Origin of the sequence: Prevotella sp. P5-126, from assembly GCF_002251185.1 — a bacterium.
Lineage (GTDB): Bacteria > Bacteroidota > Bacteroidia > Bacteroidales > Bacteroidaceae > Prevotella.
This window is the reverse complement of sequence record NZ_NPIZ01000001.1, coordinates 58,152-79,148: the sequence shown is the minus strand read 5'-3', so window position 1 is coordinate 79,148 and position 20,997 is coordinate 58,152. Positions and strand designations below refer to the sequence as shown.

Annotated in this window: 19 protein-coding genes and 1 riboswitch; of the genes, 6 read left to right on the top strand and 13 right to left on the bottom strand. The window is 41.4% G+C overall.

Annotated features, from left to right (window positions below; genetic code table 11):
- Window positions 1-2 precede the first annotated feature (2 nt).
- From CIK90_RS00340 to CIK90_RS00320, 5 genes are all read right to left on the bottom strand, one after another.
- Window positions 3-1,193: a YncE family protein gene (locus CIK90_RS00340; RefSeq protein ID WP_094464036.1), complete on the bottom strand. Its 1,191-nt coding sequence runs from the start codon at window positions 1,191-1,193 to the stop codon at window positions 3-5.
- Window positions 1,194-1,232: 39 nt separating this feature from the next.
- Window positions 1,233-3,251: a TonB-dependent receptor gene (locus CIK90_RS00335; RefSeq protein ID WP_094464052.1), complete on the bottom strand. Its 2,019-nt coding sequence runs from the start codon at window positions 3,249-3,251 to the stop codon at window positions 1,233-1,235.
- A 42-nt stretch (window positions 3,252-3,293) separates the two neighbouring features.
- Window positions 3,294-3,484, bottom strand: a riboswitch (cobalamin riboswitch).
- 69 nt (window positions 3,485-3,553) lie between these two features.
- Window positions 3,554-5,074, bottom strand: a complete 1,521-nt coding sequence (locus CIK90_RS00330; protein ID WP_094464035.1) for a cobyric acid synthase — start codon at window positions 5,072-5,074, stop codon at window positions 3,554-3,556.
- A 57-nt stretch (window positions 5,075-5,131) separates the two neighbouring features.
- Complete coding sequence (cbiB, locus tag CIK90_RS00325) at window positions 5,132-6,073, bottom strand: adenosylcobinamide-phosphate synthase CbiB (RefSeq protein ID WP_094464034.1); 942 nt, start codon at window positions 6,071-6,073, stop codon at window positions 5,132-5,134.
- 15 nt (window positions 6,074-6,088) lie between these two features.
- Entirely contained in the window at window positions 6,089-7,150 is a 1,062-nt protein-coding gene (locus CIK90_RS00320; RefSeq protein WP_094464033.1) for a UDP-N-acetyl glucosamine 2-epimerase, read from the bottom strand.
- A gap of 191 nt (window positions 7,151-7,341) precedes the next feature.
- Between CIK90_RS00320 and CIK90_RS00315 the strand changes: the two genes are divergently transcribed.
- The 4 genes from CIK90_RS00315 to CIK90_RS00300 all read left to right on the top strand — a co-directional run bounded on the left by CIK90_RS00315 (window position 7,342) and on the right by CIK90_RS00300 (window position 9,982).
- Entirely contained in the window at window positions 7,342-7,965 is a 624-nt protein-coding gene (locus CIK90_RS00315; RefSeq protein ID WP_094464032.1) for a flavodoxin family protein, read from the top strand.
- A gap of 4 nt (window positions 7,966-7,969) precedes the next feature.
- On the top strand, window positions 7,970-8,863 hold the full coding sequence (locus tag CIK90_RS00310) for an AraC family transcriptional regulator (RefSeq protein ID WP_094464031.1): 894 nt from the start codon (window positions 7,970-7,972) through the stop codon (window positions 8,861-8,863).
- Window positions 8,864-8,925: 62 nt separating this feature from the next.
- Window positions 8,926-9,543, top strand: a complete 618-nt coding sequence (locus tag CIK90_RS00305; protein WP_094464030.1) for a formate/nitrite transporter family protein — start codon at window positions 8,926-8,928, stop codon at window positions 9,541-9,543.
- 43 nt (window positions 9,544-9,586) lie between these two features.
- Window positions 9,587-9,982, top strand: a complete 396-nt coding sequence (locus tag CIK90_RS00300) for a hypothetical protein (protein ID WP_144007178.1) — start codon at window positions 9,587-9,589, stop codon at window positions 9,980-9,982.
- An 84-nt stretch (window positions 9,983-10,066) separates the two neighbouring features.
- Here the strand turns inward: CIK90_RS00300 and CIK90_RS00295 are convergent, their stop codons facing one another.
- Genes CIK90_RS00295 through CIK90_RS00260 form a run of 8 tightly spaced genes read right to left on the bottom strand, consistent with a single transcriptional unit; the run spans window position 10,067 to window position 18,617 of the window.
- Window positions 10,067-10,339 carry a TIGR03905 family TSCPD domain-containing protein gene (locus CIK90_RS00295; RefSeq protein ID WP_094464028.1) on the bottom strand — a complete coding sequence of 91 codons (273 nt, stop codon included), beginning with the start codon at window positions 10,337-10,339 and terminating at the stop codon, window positions 10,067-10,069.
- Between the two features lie 13 nt (window positions 10,340-10,352).
- Complete coding sequence (locus tag CIK90_RS00290) at window positions 10,353-11,090, bottom strand: YebC/PmpR family DNA-binding transcriptional regulator (protein WP_094390792.1); 738 nt, start codon at window positions 11,088-11,090, stop codon at window positions 10,353-10,355.
- 33 nt (window positions 11,091-11,123) lie between these two features.
- Complete coding sequence (gene pheT, locus CIK90_RS00285) at window positions 11,124-13,574, bottom strand: phenylalanine--tRNA ligase subunit beta (protein WP_094464027.1); 2,451 nt, start codon at window positions 13,572-13,574, stop codon at window positions 11,124-11,126.
- A 46-nt stretch (window positions 13,575-13,620) separates the two neighbouring features.
- Window positions 13,621-15,189 (bottom strand): NAD(P)/FAD-dependent oxidoreductase, encoded by a 1,569-nt coding sequence (locus tag CIK90_RS00280; RefSeq protein ID WP_094390794.1) that lies wholly within the window; start codon window positions 15,187-15,189, stop codon window positions 13,621-13,623.
- Entirely contained in the window at window positions 15,186-15,578 is a 393-nt protein-coding gene (locus CIK90_RS00275; protein WP_173824974.1) for a YkvA family protein, read from the bottom strand. Before CIK90_RS00275 ends, CIK90_RS00280 begins: the two co-directional genes overlap by 4 nt.
- Before the next feature lie 27 nt (window positions 15,579-15,605).
- On the bottom strand, window positions 15,606-16,451 hold the full coding sequence (locus CIK90_RS00270) for an N-acetylmuramoyl-L-alanine amidase-like domain-containing protein (RefSeq protein ID WP_094390796.1): 846 nt from the start codon (window positions 16,449-16,451) through the stop codon (window positions 15,606-15,608).
- Entirely contained in the window at window positions 16,451-17,623 is a 1,173-nt protein-coding gene (locus CIK90_RS00265; protein ID WP_094390797.1) for a DUF4421 domain-containing protein, read from the bottom strand. Before CIK90_RS00265 ends, CIK90_RS00270 begins: the two co-directional genes overlap by 1 nt.
- A gap of 7 nt (window positions 17,624-17,630) precedes the next feature.
- Complete coding sequence (locus tag CIK90_RS00260; RefSeq protein WP_094390798.1) at window positions 17,631-18,617, bottom strand: Gfo/Idh/MocA family protein; 987 nt, start codon at window positions 18,615-18,617, stop codon at window positions 17,631-17,633.
- 121 nt (window positions 18,618-18,738) lie between these two features.
- Between CIK90_RS00260 and CIK90_RS00255 the strand changes: the two genes are divergently transcribed.
- Window positions 18,739-19,719: a hypothetical protein gene (locus CIK90_RS00255; RefSeq protein ID WP_094464026.1), complete on the top strand. Its 981-nt coding sequence runs from the start codon at window positions 18,739-18,741 to the stop codon at window positions 19,717-19,719.
- 195 nt (window positions 19,720-19,914) lie between these two features.
- Window positions 19,915-20,973: a bifunctional histidinol-phosphatase/imidazoleglycerol-phosphate dehydratase HisB gene (hisB, locus tag CIK90_RS00250; RefSeq protein WP_094435338.1), complete on the top strand. Its 1,059-nt coding sequence runs from the start codon at window positions 19,915-19,917 to the stop codon at window positions 20,971-20,973.
- Window positions 20,974-20,997: the final 24 nt, after the last annotated feature.

Genomic DNA, 20,997 nt, shown 5'->3' with positions numbered 1-20,997 from the left:
ATTTAATATTTGATCACATTAGTGGTAACGTTGAAAGCAAAAGCGCAAGGACCTACACCTGCAGTAGCGCCCCACACTTTAGCATTCTTTGAAGCGGATACAAAAACGCCATGTTGTGAATATTCAACGTTGAACATGAAGATCTTGCTATTTGCCTTATAATCAGTTTTGTCAGTATCAGCATTCTTCACGTTAGAAGCAATGAACACGGTACCGACAACCGGATCAACACCAATACATGCAGGGATAATCTCGTTATTAGTATCTGTGTAGAAAGTAGATGTTCCCTGGCTTAAAAGATTATAGACCTGATAAGTAGTCTTGACTGGTTTATAAGAAGCGTCGAACTCAGTATAATAACCAAAGATATTGCTACCAATGCAATCCATGTCGTTGGCATCCATCAGACGTGTCACCTCGTTATTTTTGGCAGAAATCTTATATACACCAGACTTCTTATCGCCATAGTTTCCAAAATCAAGTACATACATATCGCCAGCAGCAGTCAAGACAATCTTCTGTGGATTGACAATATTATCATTCTTAATCAGACTTCCAGAACCTGTAGTCAGGTCGATAATAGAAATAGAAGGTTTGGTACATGCTGCATAATCAGAATTGCAGACATACAGTTTTTTATCTGCCACGCTGATGCCCTCTGGGAAAGAACCAGCCTCATAGATACCTTGTCGAGTGAATGTTGTGGTGTCAATTGCAACTACATATCCATTACCTTTAGTTGTAGCGTTCCAATTCTCATCATACGAAGATTCAGACTTGCCGTAGAATGAAATATACACCTTGTCGCCTGAAGCTGTAAGGTGACGAGGTTTGAGACAACCCTCACCAAAAGTCACATTGGTCTTGATCTGTCTGAGAGACTTCAATGTCTTGGCATCAACCACTTCAAGAGTATTCTCACCAGTTACGGCAATATACATCTTACTACCATAAACCAAAGCATCATTAGGAGTACCACCTAAGGAACGACCATTCTGTGCTTGGAACTGCTTGTTGGCAACCTGATTAGAGGTATAATCGAGGTATGAAACGCTACCATCGATGTTGCTGCTCATGTTTCCACTACATACAAGGAATGCACCTTTTGTTACAGGAACAATGTATTCATGCTGTTCATTGTCGTTGTCATCACAGGCGGTAAACATAGCTGCTCCCATGAGCAGTACTGCCATACTTAATAAATGTTTTTTCATTTTGAATAAATAATTTAATTATAATTTGTAATTGATTGATATCATCCAACTTCTGCCGGGCATCGGATAATGAGCCACGATACAGTATTGTTTATTAAAGAGATTTTTAATGTCTCCACGAATTTCTACATGATGGTTTCCAAAATGGATTTGTTTATATGCTGTCAAGCCAAAATCAACATAGCCTTCTATCATTGTTGAAGGATAATGCTCGTTGTTAGGCCAACGGCTACTCATACCTGTCGCATGCAGTATTAAGTTTATCCAAGGATTCTCATAAGCAACAGAACCACTTGCTGTATGTTGAGGCATATAGGCAATCTGCTTATTGTAGTTGGGCGACTCAGGATTAGTTCGGTTTTGCACCTTTTGCAAACTATAACTTCCAGAGAGCATCAACCCATGAGCTTTATTGAACTGGTGTTCAACCTGCATTGTTGCGTCGATGCCTATACTGCGCACGTTACCGACATTGATACACGTCCAAACAAACATATTATATGGTACTGCTACTATCATGTCTTTCACCTTATTGATATAACTGTCAAACATAAACATTGCAGTAGTGTAACGTGAGAGATGAGGTGAGTATGTCACACCTATATTCCACTGGTCAGTTAATTCGGGATTCAATTCGGTACTGCCATAATGATAGTAGTAACTCTCATTAAAGGTGGGAGAACGAAAAATATTTTTGTAACTGGCACGCAGAAAGAGTTCCTCATCTTCAAGCAGTTTGTATGACAACGACAGCGATGGTGAGAGACGACGCATATTTCGTGCAGAATTTATTTGCACATCGGTACGATCTGTCTGTTCGACGTTCTTCTGACGGTTGATAAAAAGCGAATGCAACAGTTTTCCCGTCATGACCCAACGACCAGTTTGATATTTTACAGTAACGGACTGAAGAATACTATGGCGAAACGGATGTCCAATAATGGCGCGCCATGAACTGCCATTCAGATTGTTAAAAGAATAATCTGCAGAATAATCCATTGCCCAATGTTTCGTTGGGACAAACAGCAGGGCAGCAGAAGCATAATATTCCCGTTGCCAATAACTTGCATCGTTAACAGCGCCAGGCATTAGTTTGTCGTGATAGATAGATTCGTACCAATTTACTTTGGCAATGGTTTTCAACGCCCACGTATTTCCCCAACGTTTTTGGTACCCCGCCTGTACAAAGAAGTTGCGGTCATGAAGAGTCTCCCCACTTACGTTAGTATAATAATGGACGATACCAGGCAACTGACGTGAATTGTCATAATAGTAAATCTTACCTGTCAATCGATTTGTTGCATGAGGTTGCCATGAAAAGTTTAACTCGCCATGTCCGCTACTCATGAGACTGTTAGTACGACGATCTTTCGTCACAGTCTTTACATTTCTAATCTCATAAGGATAATCATTCTCGGCATAAATATATTCAGCTACAGCAGACACGGCAAAGGCCTTAGAAAAACTCTGTTCATATCGCAAATAGGGACTAACATATCCGAATGACCCCATCTTCAACTGAGAAGTTAAATGCGGTTTTCTTTCATCAGAAGGTAAAGGCAATGTCTGTATGTTGAGAACTGCTGATGATGCCGCCTGACGTGCAGGAATGAAAATATCATCATTATCACCAATTACCAACGATAACTTGGCGACATTATCAAGCGAATAACGAGAAAGGTCTATTTCGCCGCTCTGGCAATCACTAAGCATAACACCGTCATAACTTACACCGGTATGCTTTGCTCCAAAACCACGCACAGCCACGGTCTTCATGCCTCCTGCACCGCCATAGTCGCGTAGCGTAACGCCCGACATTCGATGAAGTGCGTCTGCCATATCTGTTACTCCCATAGTAAGCATGTCTTTTCGGTCCATCATTTGCAAAGGTGCTGTACTTGTGAGCATTCGCTTGCGCTGACTCTTAGTCACAGTCACTTCTTTCAATTGATGAACACGGCTTGTTATGGTGTCTGTCTGCGCCATTGCGCTTACAGAGACAAGCATTGCAATTATCGACAAATTGAATTTCTTCATATTTATAAACATCTCATCGCCTAGCCCAAGAGTACGATGAAAAATTTTGTTTATGCTTGGAATTGGTATTCTGACTTGTCAACCTGATCGCGAACGCCTTCCCGGTAACAAACCAGTGACTTTGTTGTTCACGTCGATATAGGGTTGTTTACAGCTGCCGGACAGTCGAGGATTTTCACCTCATTCCCTTCTATTCTCAATGCGTTTGCAAAATTACGAATTTGTAAGCGAAAAACAAAGAAGAATTATGTTTTTCTTTCTTTTGCCACAAATGCGACATCTGCTTTATCTGTCAGTTAAAGCTAATCAGACGTAGTAAGAATGCGATAAATGCGTTCCATGTCAACATGTTGTCTAACATGATCTGCCAACAAATCATATTGTTGGTTTTTATAGGTTTCATAGTCAAAGACAGACTGCTGTTGAGCATCTTTCAGATATGGTGACAATAAAACATCAACAATAGGTGCATTATCAAGTATTCCATGAATGTAGGTGCCCATGCAGCGATCATCAACGAAACATCCATCAGTTGTTTGGTTATTAAATAGATTCATCGACTGAGCATTGTCATCAAGTGTTGTCGTTCCCATGTGAATTTCATAACCGCGAAGCTTGACATTTTCATCTTTTACCAGCGTAGGACATTGGAATGTAACTTGTCGAGTAGTTTTTTCACCACCAATAACTGTCACGACAGGCAAAAGTCCCAACCCTGGCAATCGCTCGATTTCACCCTCGACATGATTCGGGTCTCGTACTTCCTTTCCCAAGATCTGATAGCCGCCACATATGCCTAGCACCGTAACGCCACGTTTTCGTGCTTCTACAACAGCTTTTGCCATTCCATTCTGACGTAACAGACAAAGATCATCTATCGTAGATTTGGATCCAGGAACGATGATGATATTTGCATCTTCAAGATCAGCAGGATTGTTGGTATAATAAAGATGCAGTCGTGAATCTTGTTCTAATGCATCAAAGTCTGTAAAATTGCTCATGTGGCGCAACAATACTACTGCAACATTTACCTTGCCTTTTACAGCCTGTCTCGACTTAACCTGCAGCGAGACACTATCCTCTTCTTCAATATGAATATCACGAAAATAAGGCAGGATACCGAGAACTGGTATTCCACATAGTTGCTCTATCATTTTCGCGCCTGATTCGAAGAGACTGATGTCTCCACGGAATTTATTGATAATAATACCTTTCATGTGACTTCGTTCTTCAGGTGTCATCAACATAATACTGCCATAAATACTAGCAAAAACGCCACCGCGGTCAATATCTGCAACAAGAATTACATTTGCATGGGCATAAAGAGCCATAGGCATATTGACAATATCTACCTCGCGCAAATTGATTTCAGAAACACTTCCTGCCCCTTCCATCACAATAGGATTGAAACGGGATGCCAAACGATTAAATGCTTCATGAGCAACATTACGAAAGCGATCTCGTCCTTCCTTTCGAAAATAGCTTCCAGCAGACTGATTGCTGTCAGGACGTCCCAACAAGACTACTTGCGATGTATGGTCAGACTGCGGTTTCAGCAAGATGGGATTCATATCGGCCTCACAAGGGATTCCTGCCGCTTCAGCTTGTACAGCCTGAGCGCGTCCTAATTCTAATCCATCGGGAGTGGCATACGAGTTGAGCGACATGTTTTGTGCTTTAAATGGAGCTGGGCGATATCCGTCTTGCCGAAATATTCTACAAAACGCAGCAGCTACAACACTCTTTCCAACATCACTTCCTGTTCCCACAAACATTAGTGGATTAAGTTTTTTCCTATGATTCGATTGTGAACTTATAGCCATTTGATAAATATTATAGTTTACATCTCAAAAACAAAGAAATATCAATTTTTTCTGTACTCAAAACAAAATCGATGCACATACAATTACCATCATAACAATCTCGACTCTTTGGTTAACACCAATGGCAATGATCATATCTTTCGTACTTAGTTGGCGATCACAGTCTCCGATATATGGTTTATAAAAACGTTGACCAAAATAATCATGAGATCCACCAAAACGACAATCAAGAATAGATGCTAATGCAGCTTCTGGATAGCCGCTATTAGGACTTGCATGCATTCTGCCATGTTTTGCTACAAAACGTAACCTGCTCCACCAACGATAAAAACTTGAAGTCAATATCATCATCAATGCTGTCAATCGAGCTGGTATGTAGTTGGCTACATCATCAATGCGTGCTGCCCAAGTTCCAAAACGAAGATAGCGTTCATTATGGTAACCTATCATAGAATCGAGAGTATTGACCATTTTATATGCCATCATTCCCGGCACGCCCAGTAGTACCAACCAAAAGAGTGGCGCCACGACACCATCGCTTAGGTTTTCTGACATGGTTTCTAATGCTGCCGAACGTACCTCCTGAGCTGTAAGATTAGCTGTGTCTCGCCCTACTATGCGAGCTACACGCTCACGTCCTTTGTGTAATGAAATATCAAGAGCGTAGAAAACTTGTCTAACTTCACGAATCAGTGTTGTTCCTGCCAAACAGTAAAACACAAGTATGGTTGTCACGGTCATCCATAGATAAACAGACACATCCAACGCTATTTTCAAAAGGTAATCGGTCAAGACAAAAGTCATTATAATAAGCACAACAGCCATTACCGCTCCCTTTGTCCGTTTCCAATGGCCTTTGTTTAATATTGTTTCGCACTTATGTATGATTTTACCAAACAGCACAACAGGATGCGGTAACCACATCGGGTCACCTAATATCTTATCCAACAGCCAAGCTACAAGAATTGGCAAAATGGAAATGGCCAAGATTGAACGCATTTGCTATTCTTAGTATTATAAATCAAGAAGCGTCTGTACAATACGCTCTGCCGAACGTCCATCCCAACGGTCAGGCAAATCACCATGTTTCCAATTGCCAGCCATCAGTAATTTCAAGGCATCATGCAATTTTTGGCAATCCTCACCTACTAACACATTAGTACCTACATTCACCGTTTCAATATGTTCTGTATAACTATTAAGAGTGATACATGGTACATGATTGAATGTGGCTTCTTCTGCCACATTACCAGAATCCGTTATCACACCTTTAGCATGTGCAGCAAGGTAACCAAATTCCAAATACGACAATGTTGGAACAAGGGTTATAGGTAGCGACAATTTTTCCACAGCTTCTCTTGCTACTCCACGTAATGGCGCAATAATTTCACATCCAGTGCACACATCGATTATAGTAGCAAGGAGGTGTTGGAGTTTATCTGTATCTGCCAAGAGTACTTTGCGATTAAGAGTCAAGACAATATACTGACCGTCTGACACATTTTCAAGACATTGAGGTCTCGTCCATCTGTCATGATTAGCACGCAATGAGTCCATCAGGATATTGCCAACCATGTAAATTTTTTGCATATCAGCACCTTCACGAGTAACAATACTATTATTACTAACACCTGCCGTAAACAACAAATCACTCAATCCATCAATGACCAAGCGATTGATTTCCTTCGGCATATTGATATCAAAGGAACGAGTACCAGCAACAAGATGAGCCAATTTTACACCTCGTTTCTTTGTTACTATGGCAGCTGCCATGGTAGAAGCAAGGTCATCAACGACGATAACAATATCTGTAGAATGATGATTAAGATAATTTTCAAACTCAGCCATCACTCTTCCTGTCAGTTCATTAAGATTTTCACAATCAACACCGAGATATATATCTGGTTTTGGCATCTGAAGATCATCAAACAATGATGCTTCAAGGGTAGGATCATCTTGACGTCCTGCATATACCAATTGATAGGCAATACCTTCTGTCTTAATGATGGCCCTCACAATTGGAGCGACCTTTACAAAGTTCGGTCTTGCTCCTGTAAAAACACATACGTTCTGCATAAGTCTTTTTTTTCTATTCCGACTGCGAATTTACTATATTTTGCACTAATTACAAAGAGTTTTTCACTTTTTCTTCTATGTTATTCGCACTTTGAATCAAAAGACGTTGCTCAATTCAGTAGAAATTAGTAAATTTGCCTTCAAAATAAACTTAGTGTACGATTTACAACAAGACTCTTCAACAAATTGTTATGAAAGTTCTACTCATTAATGGAAGTCCACGAAAGGAAGGTAATACTTATACTGCCTTAACGGAGATATCAAAACAACTTAGTATCCACGGAATAGAAAGTACCATCCTATGGATTGGTAAGAAACCTGTTCGCGGTTGCATCGCCTGCAATAAATGCAAAGAGAACGGCAACGGACAATGTGTGTTTTCTGATGACATAACAAACTCCGTCATCGAAAGCATGTCTCATTGCGATGGAGTCATCATAGGCTCTCCCGTCTATTACGGTCAACCATCAGGTCAGTTACTTTGCCTTCAACAGCGTATGCTTTATGCAGGAGGGGCATACTTCATTGGAAAGCCAGCAGCTGCCGTAGCAGTTTGTCGTCGTGGTGGTGCTTCTGCAGTATATCAAACAATACTCATGCCTTTCCAAATGATGAACATGCCGATTGTGACTTCCCAATATTGGAATCTGGCTTATGGAAGAGGCGAAGGCGAAGCCGCACAAGATATTGAAGGTATGCAAACCATGCGTACATTGGCCAACAACATGGCATGGATGTTAAAAAAACTAAACAACAATAATTCTTCAGACCTTCCAGAACGCGAAGCATGGACACCCATGAATTTTATTAGATAATACTATGTCAGAAATAAATCTGAGTCATATTTACCAAACCGTCTGTAATGCACCTGGTGGAAATGGATTTCGAGTAGAGCACATACCCGAACTCTTTGCCACAAGTGACATTGACGATTGTATGGCACATGTCCACTCATTCTATGAAATTCTATGGTTTCAGGATGGTGAAGGAATACACACGGTGGACTTCGTTGATTACAAGGTTGTTCCAGGCACCATATTTTTTCTGTCTCCTGGACAGATTCACCATTTCGATTGTAAAGACAACTATCGGGGTGTTGCTATAAAAATGTGTACTGATTTGATAAAAGTCTCAAATTCTTCCACCAATATCAGTCGTTTATTCCTTGAATACAACGCGTTTCATACCTACGAAGGAACACCATATTATATTATAGACGAGCCAACATCAAAGTTACTTCAACCGTTAATACACGAAATGGAGTTAGAAGCGGAGAGAAATGGTGAATTGGGTAATATAGACATCTTAAAATCACTACTAACCATCTTTCTTGCAAAAATAGAACGATACGGCAAACATGAGGCAGAACAAACTGTTGATTATCGTAAACCTTCCCACCTACTTTTTATCCGTTTCAGACAGTTACTTGAACAGGAATACAGACAACTGCATACTGTTCAAGAATATGCTAATCGTTTAAATGTGTCCGTCCGTTCACTCAGCAATAGCGTCAACGAGTGTTCTGGAAAATCTCCATTGATTTTCATTAATAACCGCATCATATTGGAGGCCAAACGTCTTGTTCTTTATTCTGATTTAATGATTAAAGAAATTGCTTACATGTTAGGGTATGACGATCCTTCATATTTTGTAAAACACTTCAAGCGCCATACTGGTTATCTACCTTCAGATTTTAGAGAGATGGAACGTTAAAAGAAACAAGAGAGTCACAGTACATGTCGTAGATCATTGAATTCAAATTAAATAATATAAATATGAACCTAAAAGAAACATTCAACACACATTTTCCGTTGGCTATTTTGGCTGGTATCTGCATTGCAATTGGTGGAACAGTCAATCTCAAAGTAGGAGGAGTAGCTGGTGCAGTACTCTTCGCTTTTGGCTTAACAACCGTAGTGTATTATGGATTGAAATTATACACAGGAACTGCAGGTTTTATACGCCGACATGGCGACTGGTCGATGCTCGTTATAGTACTCATCGGAAACATTATTGGTTGTCTTTTAACAGCCCTTGCCATCAGATATACTCATCCTGATTGTATTGACAAAGCAGGAGATATATTGACAGGGCGTATTACCAAAGGTCCATTTGCATGCGGTTTGTTGGCCATCGGATGTGGTTTTATTATGACGACTGCTGTTCAATTTGCACGACAGGGTAAAATGTTAGCACTCTTACTCGGTGTGCCAGTTTTCATTCTCTGTGGATTCACCCATAGTATCGCCGATGCATTTTATTTTCTTGCCGCACCTTGGGATGTGGTTTGTCAACCTATCGTTGCGTTGATTTATGTCTCTGAGGTTATTGGCAACTTTATCGGTTGCAATCTCTATCGATGGATGACACCGGAGCAAGTAAGGGTAAAATAACTATCAAATCAACAAGTGAATAGAAAATAATAAGATAAATAGAATGAAACACATCGGTATATACACGATAATTGCTATTGCAATGTTTTCAGCTTGTCAAGAGACCTTAGAGCAACGTTGCCAGCGCGAAGCCCAAGCATATACAGAGAAAAACTGTCCTGCACTTATTGCCAAAGATGTAACAATAGACAGTCTGACATTCGACAAACAATCCCACACATTGTGTTATGCTTACACCTTAGGTGGTGTACTGGATGACTCTGCAATAGTGAACAAGTCTGAACTAAAACAGCAAATGCTGATGGACTTAAGAAATGCCACATCACTAAAAATTTATAAAGAAGCTGGCTACAACTTTCGCTACGTTTATTATTCACGTAAGCAACAAGGTCAGAAACTTCTTGACGTGATATATAAGGCAAAAGACTATCAAAAGTGAATATCTTCCAATACCTAGCAAATTAGCATCATAGACGAAATAACGTACATCTGATAAGAAAGTGAAGAAAAAACGGTTAATGATTTAATCATCAACCGTTTTTTCTTTAAGAATTTCTAAAGCCCTACAAAGTTGGTCAGGACAACTGGTATTTTTTGTTCCACAACGAATTCCATTAATTTTGCGGATCACATTATCAATATGCTGTCCTTTCACCAGTTGGCCAATTCCTTGAAGATTGCCATTACAACCTCCAAGAAAAAAGACCTGCTGAATAATATTATTTTCATCGCAAGTTACATCAATCATTCTAGAACATGTACCATGCGTTTCGTAACAAATATGCTTTGTTGCCATTGAGACCAACTTATTATTCTTCTACGATTTCAGGTTTCATGTTTGTATAAACAGTCTGAACGTCATCGAAGTCCTCAAGCTTTTCAACCATTTTGTCGATAGTCTCACGCTCTTCTGGAGTAACATCTTTGAGGTCGTTAGGAATACGAGTAAACTCAGCGCCTGTTACTTCAAATCCGTTTTCTTCCAAATGCTTCTGAATTGCGCCAAAAGACTGCGGATCACCATAGATGGTGATGCTGTTTTCTTCCTCATCTTCGTCGAATTCATCTTCTACTCCGTAATCAATGAGGTCAAGAATCATCTCATCCATATCCAATCCATCTTTCTTTTTGAAAGTGAACACGGCCTTATGGTCGAAAAGGAAAGAGAGTGATCCTTGAGTACCCAAGTTTCCGTTGAACTTGTTGAATACCGAGCGTACGTCTCCCACAGTACGGGTGGTATTGTCGGTCAGTGTATCTACGAAGATGGCAATTCCATGAGGACCATATCCTTCATAAGTCACTTCCTTATAATCACTCTGATCTTTACCCATGGCGTTTTTGATAGCACGCTCGATGTTATCCTTCGGCATGTTTTCGCGCTTTGCATTGGCAATAATGGCACGCAAAGCAGGGTTCATGTCAGGGTCTGGTCCACCAGCCTTAACGGCAATTGCTATTTGTTTACCAATTTTTGTGAATGTTTTGGCCATGTGGCCCCATCTTTTCAGCTTTGCAGCTTTACGATATTCAAATGCTCTTCCCATTTTATTGTATTTTTTTATTATTATTTCTTTGAATTAACGAAGTTCGGCACCAAGTTTCTGCTTAAGGTTATTGATGAGCTTCTGCATGATAGCATCAATCTGTTTATCTCCCATCGTTTTCTCAGTATCCTGGAGAATGAAATTTACTGCATAGCTTTTCTTACCTTCTGGAAGGTTCTTTCCTTCATAGACGTCAAAGAGTTCCACTTTCTTCAAGAGTTTCTTTTCTGTCTGACGGGCAACCTCCTCAATCTGAGCAAATTCAACCTGTTGATCAATAAGCAATGCAAGATCACGGCTTACTATAGGATATTTTGCAATCTCGGTGTAAAGAACCTTTTGTTTGCGTACAGCTTTCATCAAAGCTGTCCAATTCAGTTCTGCATAATATACAGGTGTGTCGATACCTGCAGCTTTCTGTTCCTTCTTTGACAGAACGCCCATCTCCAACAAAACCTTACCACCACGATTTTCGTATGTCAGTCCAGCACTAAAAATCTCATTTGTTGATTTTTTGCGCACAACCATACCAGACTGTAATCCGATTCGAGTAAGGATGTTTTCAACGTAAGCGCGCAGTTCTGCAAATGAGAAATCTTCGTCAGGATGCGCCCAAGATCCTGTAATTCGTTTACCAGTGAGCCAAATACCGAGGTGATACTGTTCTGTATAGGCTTGCATTGGATTTTCTTCATTTGTCTTATTCGGATCAAAATAATAAACATTTCCAAATTCGAAGAAACGGCAGTTTCCATTTCTTCTATTGGCATTGTGTTCAATACTTTCCAATCCTCCATAAAGCAATGATTGTCGCATGACGTTCAAGTCAGATGAAAGCGGATTCATGATTTTCACCAACGTATCCTGACGTTCATCATAATAAGTGGCTTTTGTCAGCGAATTATTTAGAATTTCATTGAAGCCCATGCCAACAAGTTGTTCGCTGACGAGATTGGCCATTTTGTGTTTATGGTCTTCCTCACCTTTTATAACGAGTGAACTCTTCAACTGTGTTGGAATTTCCACATTATTGTAACCATAGATGCGTAAAATATCTTCAACCACATCACAAGGACGTTGTACATCTACACGATAGGCTGGAACTTTAAGTGTTAAGCCAAGTTCGTTTTCTTCAATGATTTCCATTTCGAGCGAGAGACAGATTGACTTCAATGTAACCACATCGATGTTTTTTCCAATGAGTGAGTTTACATAGTCAAACTTCAGGTCAACCACTGCATCTTTAATAGGTTTTGGATATACATCACAGATTTCCATAGAAACCTTACCACCTGCCAACTGCTTACAAAGCAATGCTGCATATTTCAAAGCCTCTACTGTACCATTCGGATCTACACCACGCTCAAATCTAAATGAAGCATCGGTTGACAGACCGTGGCGACGTGCAGACTTTCTTATCCAGGTAGGATGGAAATAAGCACTCTCAAGAACCACATTACGAGTGCTTTCATACGTACCACTACCCTTTCCACCGAATACACCTGCAATACACATAGGTGATTCTGCATTACAAATGGCGAGGTCACGTTCTGAAAGTTTATGATCTACTCCATCAAGAGTTTGGAATGGAGTTCCCTCTGGCATGGTTTTCACTACAATCTTTCGTCCTGTTACCATATCTGCGTCAAAACAATGCAAAGGTTGACCCAGTGCCATCATCACGTAGTTGGTAATATCAACGATGTTATTGATTGGTCTCAGACCGATGGTAGAAAGTTTATTTTTCAGCCAATCAGGGGATTCTTTCACTTCACAGTCTGTAACACTAACACATGCATAACGCTTGCAAGCTTCCTGGTTCTCAATAACCACTTCAATGGGTAAGTCGTGGTTATCTACCTTAAAATCTGCCGTTGAAGGCTTGTGAAGTTGTGTTTTATAACCATTTTGCTTGAGCCAAGCATAAAGGTCGCGAGCCACTCCCCAATGTGAAAGTGCATCAGCACGATTGGCAGTAATATCAACCTCGATGAGCCAATCGCTCTCCAAATGGTAATATTCTGCGGCAGTCATTCCGACCTTTGCATCTTCAGGCAATACGATAATTCCATCATGTGAATTACCAACACCTATCTCGTCTTCTGCACAAATCATACCACAAGATTCTACACCTCGCAGTTTTGATTTCTTAATAACAAACTCCTTATCACCATCATACAGGACACAGCCCAAATCTGCCACTATAACTTTCTGTCCTTCAGCAACATTTGGCGCTCCACATACGATCTGCGATAGTGACTCACGACCGAGGTCAACAGTTGTCACATGCAGATGATCTGAATTAGGATGCATTTCACAGGTGACTACTTTGCCAACATACAGACCTTTAAGACCACCTTTAATACTCTGAACTTCTTCAAGTGCGTCAACTTCGAGACCAGTAGATGTCAAGGCGTCACACACTTCCTGTGGCGTCAGGTCGAAGTCAACATATTCTTTTAACCATTTATAAGAAATATTCATTGCAATGAATTTATTGTTTCAATTTCCGCGCAAAATTACTAAAAAATCAGCAAACACCCAAATATTTAGCACACATTTCGGCACAACGTTCTCCATCGACGCCTGCTGAAACAATTCCTCCCGCATAGCCTGCGCCCTCACCACAAGGAAAAAGTCCTCTAATGCGAACGTGCATTAAAGTGTCACGGTCGCGTACAATACGTACTGGCGAAGAGGTACGAGTTTCAACGCCTATCATCAATGCTTCGTTGGTTAAAAAACCATGTGATGACTTTCCAAACTGTAAAAATCCTGCTTTTAACCGATTGCTTACAGCTGGTGGCATCCAAAAGTGAAGTGGTGAAGATATGAGCCCTGGTGCATACGATGACCGCGGTAGGTCGGCACTGAGTCTACCATTTACGAAATCAGCCATACGTTGTGCTGGAGCGGTTTGTTTCCTATTGCCTTGCAACCAACAGTCATACTCCATCTGTTGCTGGAAACGCATCATGCAAAGTGGATCATCTCCTTCCACGTCTTCTGGTCTGATTTCTACTACCATACCGCTATTACTCCATTGTCCACCTCGGTTGCTAGGTGACATTCCGTTAACAACAATCTGTTGCTGATCTGTTGCGGCAGGTATTACGAAACCTCCCGGACACATACAAAACGAATATACACCACGTCCTTCAACCTGCGTCACAAAAGAATATTCTGCGGCAGGAAGATAACGTCCACGTCCCTGTTTAGAATGATACTGAATTTGGTCTATCAGAGCAGAAGGATGCTCCAGGCGCACACCAACAGCAATTCCTTTGGCTTCCAACTCAATATGCGCATCTGCGAGATAACGATAGACATCACGTGCAGAATGTCCTGTTGCGAGAATCACGGGGCCCTTGAAAACTTGCTGTTCTCCTGTGGGTAAATAGACAGCCTCTACACCTACCACCACATCGTCTTTCAACATGAGCCGTGTCATCTTCGTTTGAAAATGCACTTCACCTCCACATTGTAAAATGGTGTGGCGCATATTTTCTATCACACGTGGCAACTTATCGGTACCAATATGAGGATGTGCGTCTGCCAATATAGCGGTTGAAGCACCATGCTGACAGAACACATTGAGTATTTTGGTAGTGTTTCCTCTTTTTTTGCTACGTGTATAGAGTTTTCCATCTGAATAGGCACCTGCCCCACCTTCTCCGTAGCAATAGTTGCTTTCGCCATCAACACGTTGATTTTTGGTTATCAACGAAAGATCACGCTTTCTTTCGCGAACATCCTTACCGCGTTCCAACACGATAGGACGAAGTCCGAGCTCCACAAGGCGTAAAGCGGAAAAAAGTCCGCCAGGCCCCTCGCCCACTACCACAACGGCAGGTTTGTCTGACACATCGCCATAAATTGTCTGTTCGTAGGCCTCGTCTGTGGGCAGTTCGTTGATGTATAATCGCACCTTGAGGTTTACCACCACCCTACGTTGTCTTGCGTCAATACTCCGCCGCAAGACACGTACACTTTTCACCGTACGTCTGTCAAAGCCGTACTCATCTGCCAAAAACGCCACAAGATTCTGTTCGCAGGCAGCCACTTGCGGTATTACTCTAACGTCGTATTCTCGGATCATTCTGACTTACCGAAGAGATCGTTTGCTTCTTCTATTTCGTCCTCGTCAAACCATTTGCTTAAGCGTTGTTTTGCTTTTTCCTGTATTTCAGGTGCCACATCGCCCCATACTTTTTTCAGTACATAGAGCAATACTGCAAGGTCATCGGTCAATCCCACAATGGGAATTGCATCAGGAATACCATCCAAGGGACTTATCATATATCCCAGCGCTCCAATAATCAGCGCTTTATTGGCTGTACTTACTTTGTCGCTTTGTAACGTATAGTACAGGATAAGGGCCGCATAGACCAACTTCGCACCGGCACGTTTAGCGATGCGTGAAATCTTTTCAACGAAGTCTGACTGAGAGAACTTGTTGGCATAACTCATGAAATCAGGTAATTCCATATTTTTCAGTTTTAAATTTGTTTTATACTATTTTATTCTAATAACGCGAATTCCAAGAAATGATGGATGCTTCTTCATATACTGAGCAAGTGTCATAGGTTCGAGCACCACTTTTTTATGTATCATAGACGCATTGAGTAAATGCAATCCATCACTTTTCCATTCTGCAAATCCGACATGTGAAATATCGAGCCCTTTCTTATTGGTTACAATAGCTAAAATATCGCCATCATGTATCGTCTGTCGAAGAATCTTGCTATTTGTAATCTGTTTATTGGGAATATAACTGAAGGTCTGTCCTGTAAGTTTCCGTTCTTGTGCAGCTATCACTTTGACATCCTTAGGATTGTTCTTCAAGGCCACATAGGATAGCGGATGAGCACTCATATAGCCTACACGGACGTTTTGTACCGCAGTAAATGGGGTATTGTTGCTTTGAATTTCCTTAACCCATCCGGCTTTTCCATTAGACAGTATCCAGTCTGTAAAATAATGCAATCTGGACGTATATCCATTGATTTTGTGATGATGGTAACGTAATTTTTCCAACATGCTACAATAAGCATCGAACGAGGTTTGCTTGTTTTTTGCACAGATGGTAAGTGCGGTCACCGTTTCCACAAGGGTGGTACAGTCAAGCTGTCGGGTATTAACCACAAGTCGTTCTGTCGGTTGACCTTCAAGTGTATGAGCCACATAAGGCCGTCCTATCAATTGATGGGCAAAGAATAGCGGCGTCTTGTTCTTATGATTATCAACCGCCTTTTGCAGCATAGTCACAATTTTTACACTATCCACCTTTTGATAAACACAACGTTGTGCGTGAATTTGCAGCGAAATGCCCATAATGAGCATCAGAATATATTTTTTCATCACTGTTTTCTGTTTTTATATCTTCCACGTTTACCGAAATTATAACCTACATAGGCATTTACTGTACCATATATATTACTTGCGGAAAAACGAGATTTCTTATAGTTGTTCCAATAGACGATAGCACTCAGTCCTGCAAAAAAACGGGTATTATTGAAGACAAGCCCGAATCGTCCTATTCCATCAATATTAACATTGTTTATATCAAATCCATGTGCTGCAGGTTCTTTCATTTCTCCCTTCGTTTTTTTATAGGCAAGAGCCAACGATGTACTGGCGCAGAACAGAAAATTAGGTGCAAAAACCCAATTATAAGCATAGCCCACGGAAGCATTATAGTTGTAGTATTTCACTTTATTGAACATTAGTGCACTATCGAGTTGTTCACCATGCATTCCTTCGTTTTTATCTATAAGATCTTGTAACCGTTCGTGGTCAAACGACAGACTATTGTGCGAATATCCTATACCAGCCATCCATGAACCACAACTGATTTTCTGACATGTACTTTGTGCAAAAGCAGCAGGATAAGAGAAACGTTGGTGGTTGAAAATATAATAGAGATTGAAACCTGTAGTTCCAACCTTGAGTCCATCAAATGAGTGGCCTTTCAACAGCTGCTCTGAGCTTTTATCAGATAGTCTCACCCTACTTATTTTGTAATCGCTTCCTGTCTTACGATAAAAAATGTCAAGACCGACCTGTGCAGCATAGATACTAAAATCCCAACCTTGTTTGGCTTTTTCTTGGTTGAATCCAAAGTGCTTTACATCGAAAGTATAACCAAGAAACACCCACCTCCATCCAAAATACGGTCCGATTTTTACGGTCGGATTCGGAGAAAATGTCAAAGACTGCCCATTCTTCTCTGACGTACGTAATTGATAGATGTCGTAACTTTGGGTAGCTTGTAGCATAACTGCCCAGTTATAATGTTGCGGTTCTACATAATTTGTATCAATATAACTGAATCCGCGTATAGTACGCCGCAACCAACTCAATTTGCGCTTGGGAGGTACAGAAACTTCCGTTGGTACTTTTTGTGTATCAGTTTCCGCTTTTACAGGATAGTTAACAGACGGCAGAACTTGAGTAGCATGGCCTTTCATCGTCGTAGCCAATGCCAACACAAGAACAATCAATACCATTCTTAAGTATTCCACCGTCATCATCTTTTTTTTAGAACTTACCAAGAATACGATCGAGCACCCAATTAACTGGAGTTGCCGATATACTTGTACACTCACAAACGCCAATACCTCTCAAATGTTCTATCACATTCTTAATAATGGGATACTGTACGTATGGGGGATTAGGTACGGTAATGTTTTCCTCGCCTTCGCTGGTATGCAGACGAATTGGCTGATAGACAAATACTGAGAAACTCACCGATCCTTGATCACCAATCAGTTCGATACGATCTTCCTGTGCTGACTCATGAGCTACAAAACACCAGGAGCCACTTCCTGGTACTCCGTTTTCAAATTCGAAGCAGGCACTAACGGAATCTTCAACCTCATAGAGACCACCTCTGTTAGCCTTAATTCCACGAGCCTCAATAATGGTGCCAAACATATATTGCAACAAATCCAACTGATGAGGAGCCAAATCGTAGAAATAGCCACCTCCTGCCACATCGGGCTGCAAGCGCCACGGCATTTTATCTGGTCGGTCATAGTCAAGTGCTCGTGGAGGCACAGCAAAACGCACCTGCACATTGACAAGACGACCAATACGACCACTATCCACAATTTCCTTCACCTTAAGGAAATAAGGCAGATAACGACGATAATATGCTACAAAACAGGGCACTCCTGTTTCTTCACTTACTCGATTGATTCGCGCACAATCGTCATATGAGGCAGCCAATGGCTTCTCCACATAAACGGGTTTTCCTGCACGCATGGCCATAATGGCATAAGTAGCATGACTCGACGGAGGCGTGGCAACATAGACGGCATTGACATCAGGGTCATCTATGAGCTCTTGAGCATCTGTGTACCATTTGGGTATTCCATGGCAAACAGCATAGCTTCGTGCACGTTTTTCGGTACGACTCATAACAGCCACTACAGTAGAACCCTCAACCTCAGAAAAGGCAGGTCCACTTTTTTTCTCAGTTACTTCTCCGCAACCGATAAATCCCCATTTTACGGTCTCTAACATGCGTATAGTTTCTTTAATTTCATGCAAAGTTAGAAAAAATCTCTTAATTCTTTGCAGTCTTCACCTATTTTTTAAATATAATTGACTACCTTTGGCTTCGATTTCTAAAATTAAAGATTAAATGAATAGTAAAGAGCAAATCGACGAGCTGATGAAACCGCGCAGCTACAGAGCAGTTGTTTCTTCTGGATTCCGTTTCTATACAGCACATTTTCGCACTGTATTTAAGTCTTCATGGCTGATGGCATTAGCCTACTCACTTATGGTCGGTCTTACAGGATTGGTTGCTGCGGTACAAATGCCCAAGGTCGTTATGAAACTGATAACTTTAACACAATACGGTGCAGACAGTACTGCACTTATTGACTCACAGAAGAGTTATTTTATCACTGGTGGACTTCTCGTGGTCTTTGTGATTGTATGTATGCTATTACTCGCAGTTACCATAGGGTGTGTGTTGACACGTCTTAAAGAGCACAAAGAAAACCATACATTAGTGTTGCCTACAAGTTGGTGGAAGCCCAATTTTCTATTAGCGTGGCGAACCGTTAAAGGCGGTATTTTCACTTCCTTACTAACGATAATACCCATTGCATTATTGGCAGGCGGTACCATCGCATATTCCATAGCCTCACCTCAATCTTTCGCTACTCATTCTACTACCGTGTGTGTGGCAGTAGTTATTCTTTCCCTCTTGATTATTGCCTTCGGACTACCCATCGTTCCTACCCTGATACATTATATATTTTGTGAACGCACTCCTTTCCTACAGGCCTTGCGTGCCAACTACAAAGGGGGATTCCGTTTTTGGGGTGGTCTTTTCGCTATCGTAATCATAGATGTTCTATGGGCCATCATCGTTGATCTCATCATCTGCCTTCCTGCCAAAATCCTGTTTATGGCCAACCTCTCGGCACAGACAGGCCAACTTTATGGTGACCCATTGTCCATGCCTGCCTATATGCCAATGCTTACCTTTGTGACATTTACCATCTGTGGATTTTTCCAGTTTTTCGCCACTCTTCCGGCTCTATTCCACAGTTATTATGCTTATGGCGCCATTGTTTCTCGTGAACAAGAGCGTTTTCGGCAAGCCAAATGAGCAGAAGTAAAGCTCGCTTTAAATCTGCCATGGCGAGAAAACGAAGGATGAAATCCAACGTTTTCGGCAAGCCAAATGAGCAGAGGTAAAGCTCGCTTTAAATCTGCCATGGCGAGAAAATGCGGCATGAATGGAACTTCAGAATATAATAAAAATCATACACTTGATATATTTTCACAAACCCCATAAATTAACATGAAAAGAATACTCTTCATAGACCGGGACGGAACCATAATCAAAGAACCCGAGGACGAACAAATTGATGCTTTTGAGAAACTGCAATTCGTAGAGGGCGCCATCGGCAACCTTGCTTTTCTCAGACAACACACCGACTATGAGCTTGTCATGGTGAGCAATCAGGACGGATTAGGAACCGATTCATTTCCTGAAGAAACATTTTGGCCTGTTCATAATTTCATACTTCAAACGCTGAAGGGCGAAGGTGTTGAATTTGATGATATACTCATCGACCGCCATTTTCCAAACGACAATGCGCCTACGCGTAAACCCGCTACTGGTCTGGTGGAGAAATACATGAACAACCCCGACTACGACATGGCTCACAGCTATGTGATTGGCGACCGAGATACTGATAGACAATTTGCAGAAAATATTGGTTGCCAATTTGCTCAAATCGGCAACTGGAATGAGGTTACAGAACGCATCTTTGCTGGTGACCGTACTGCCGAGGTTCGACGCACCACCAAAGAAACTGATATTTACGTTCGTTTGAATATTGATGGTACGGGGCAATGTGACATACATACTGGATTAGGGTTCTTCGACCACATGCTTGAACAGATTGGAAAACACGGTATGATGGACTTGACCATCCACACCAAAGGCGACCTTCACGTCGATGAGCACCACACCATAGAGGACACCGCTTTGGCGCTGGGCGCTTGCCTGCATCAGGCTTTAGGATCCAAACGAGGCATTGAGCGTTATGGTTACGCATTGCCCATGGACGATTGTCAATGCTCAGTATGTTTAGATTTCGGTGGACGCCCATGGTTGGTATGGGATGCAGAATTTCATCGTGAACGCATTGGCGAAATGCCAACAGAGATGTTTCTGCATTTCTTCAAGAGTCTGAGTGATGCGGCTGCCATGAACCTCAACATCCGTGCTGAAGGTCAAAACGAGCACCATAAAATTGAAGGCATCTTCAAGGCCCTTGCACGTGCTTTGCGCATGGCCGTCAAACGCGATATCTTCCATTACCAACTACCCAGCACCAAAGGAATGCTTTAAGGCTCTCTTTAGTTGGCACGCTTG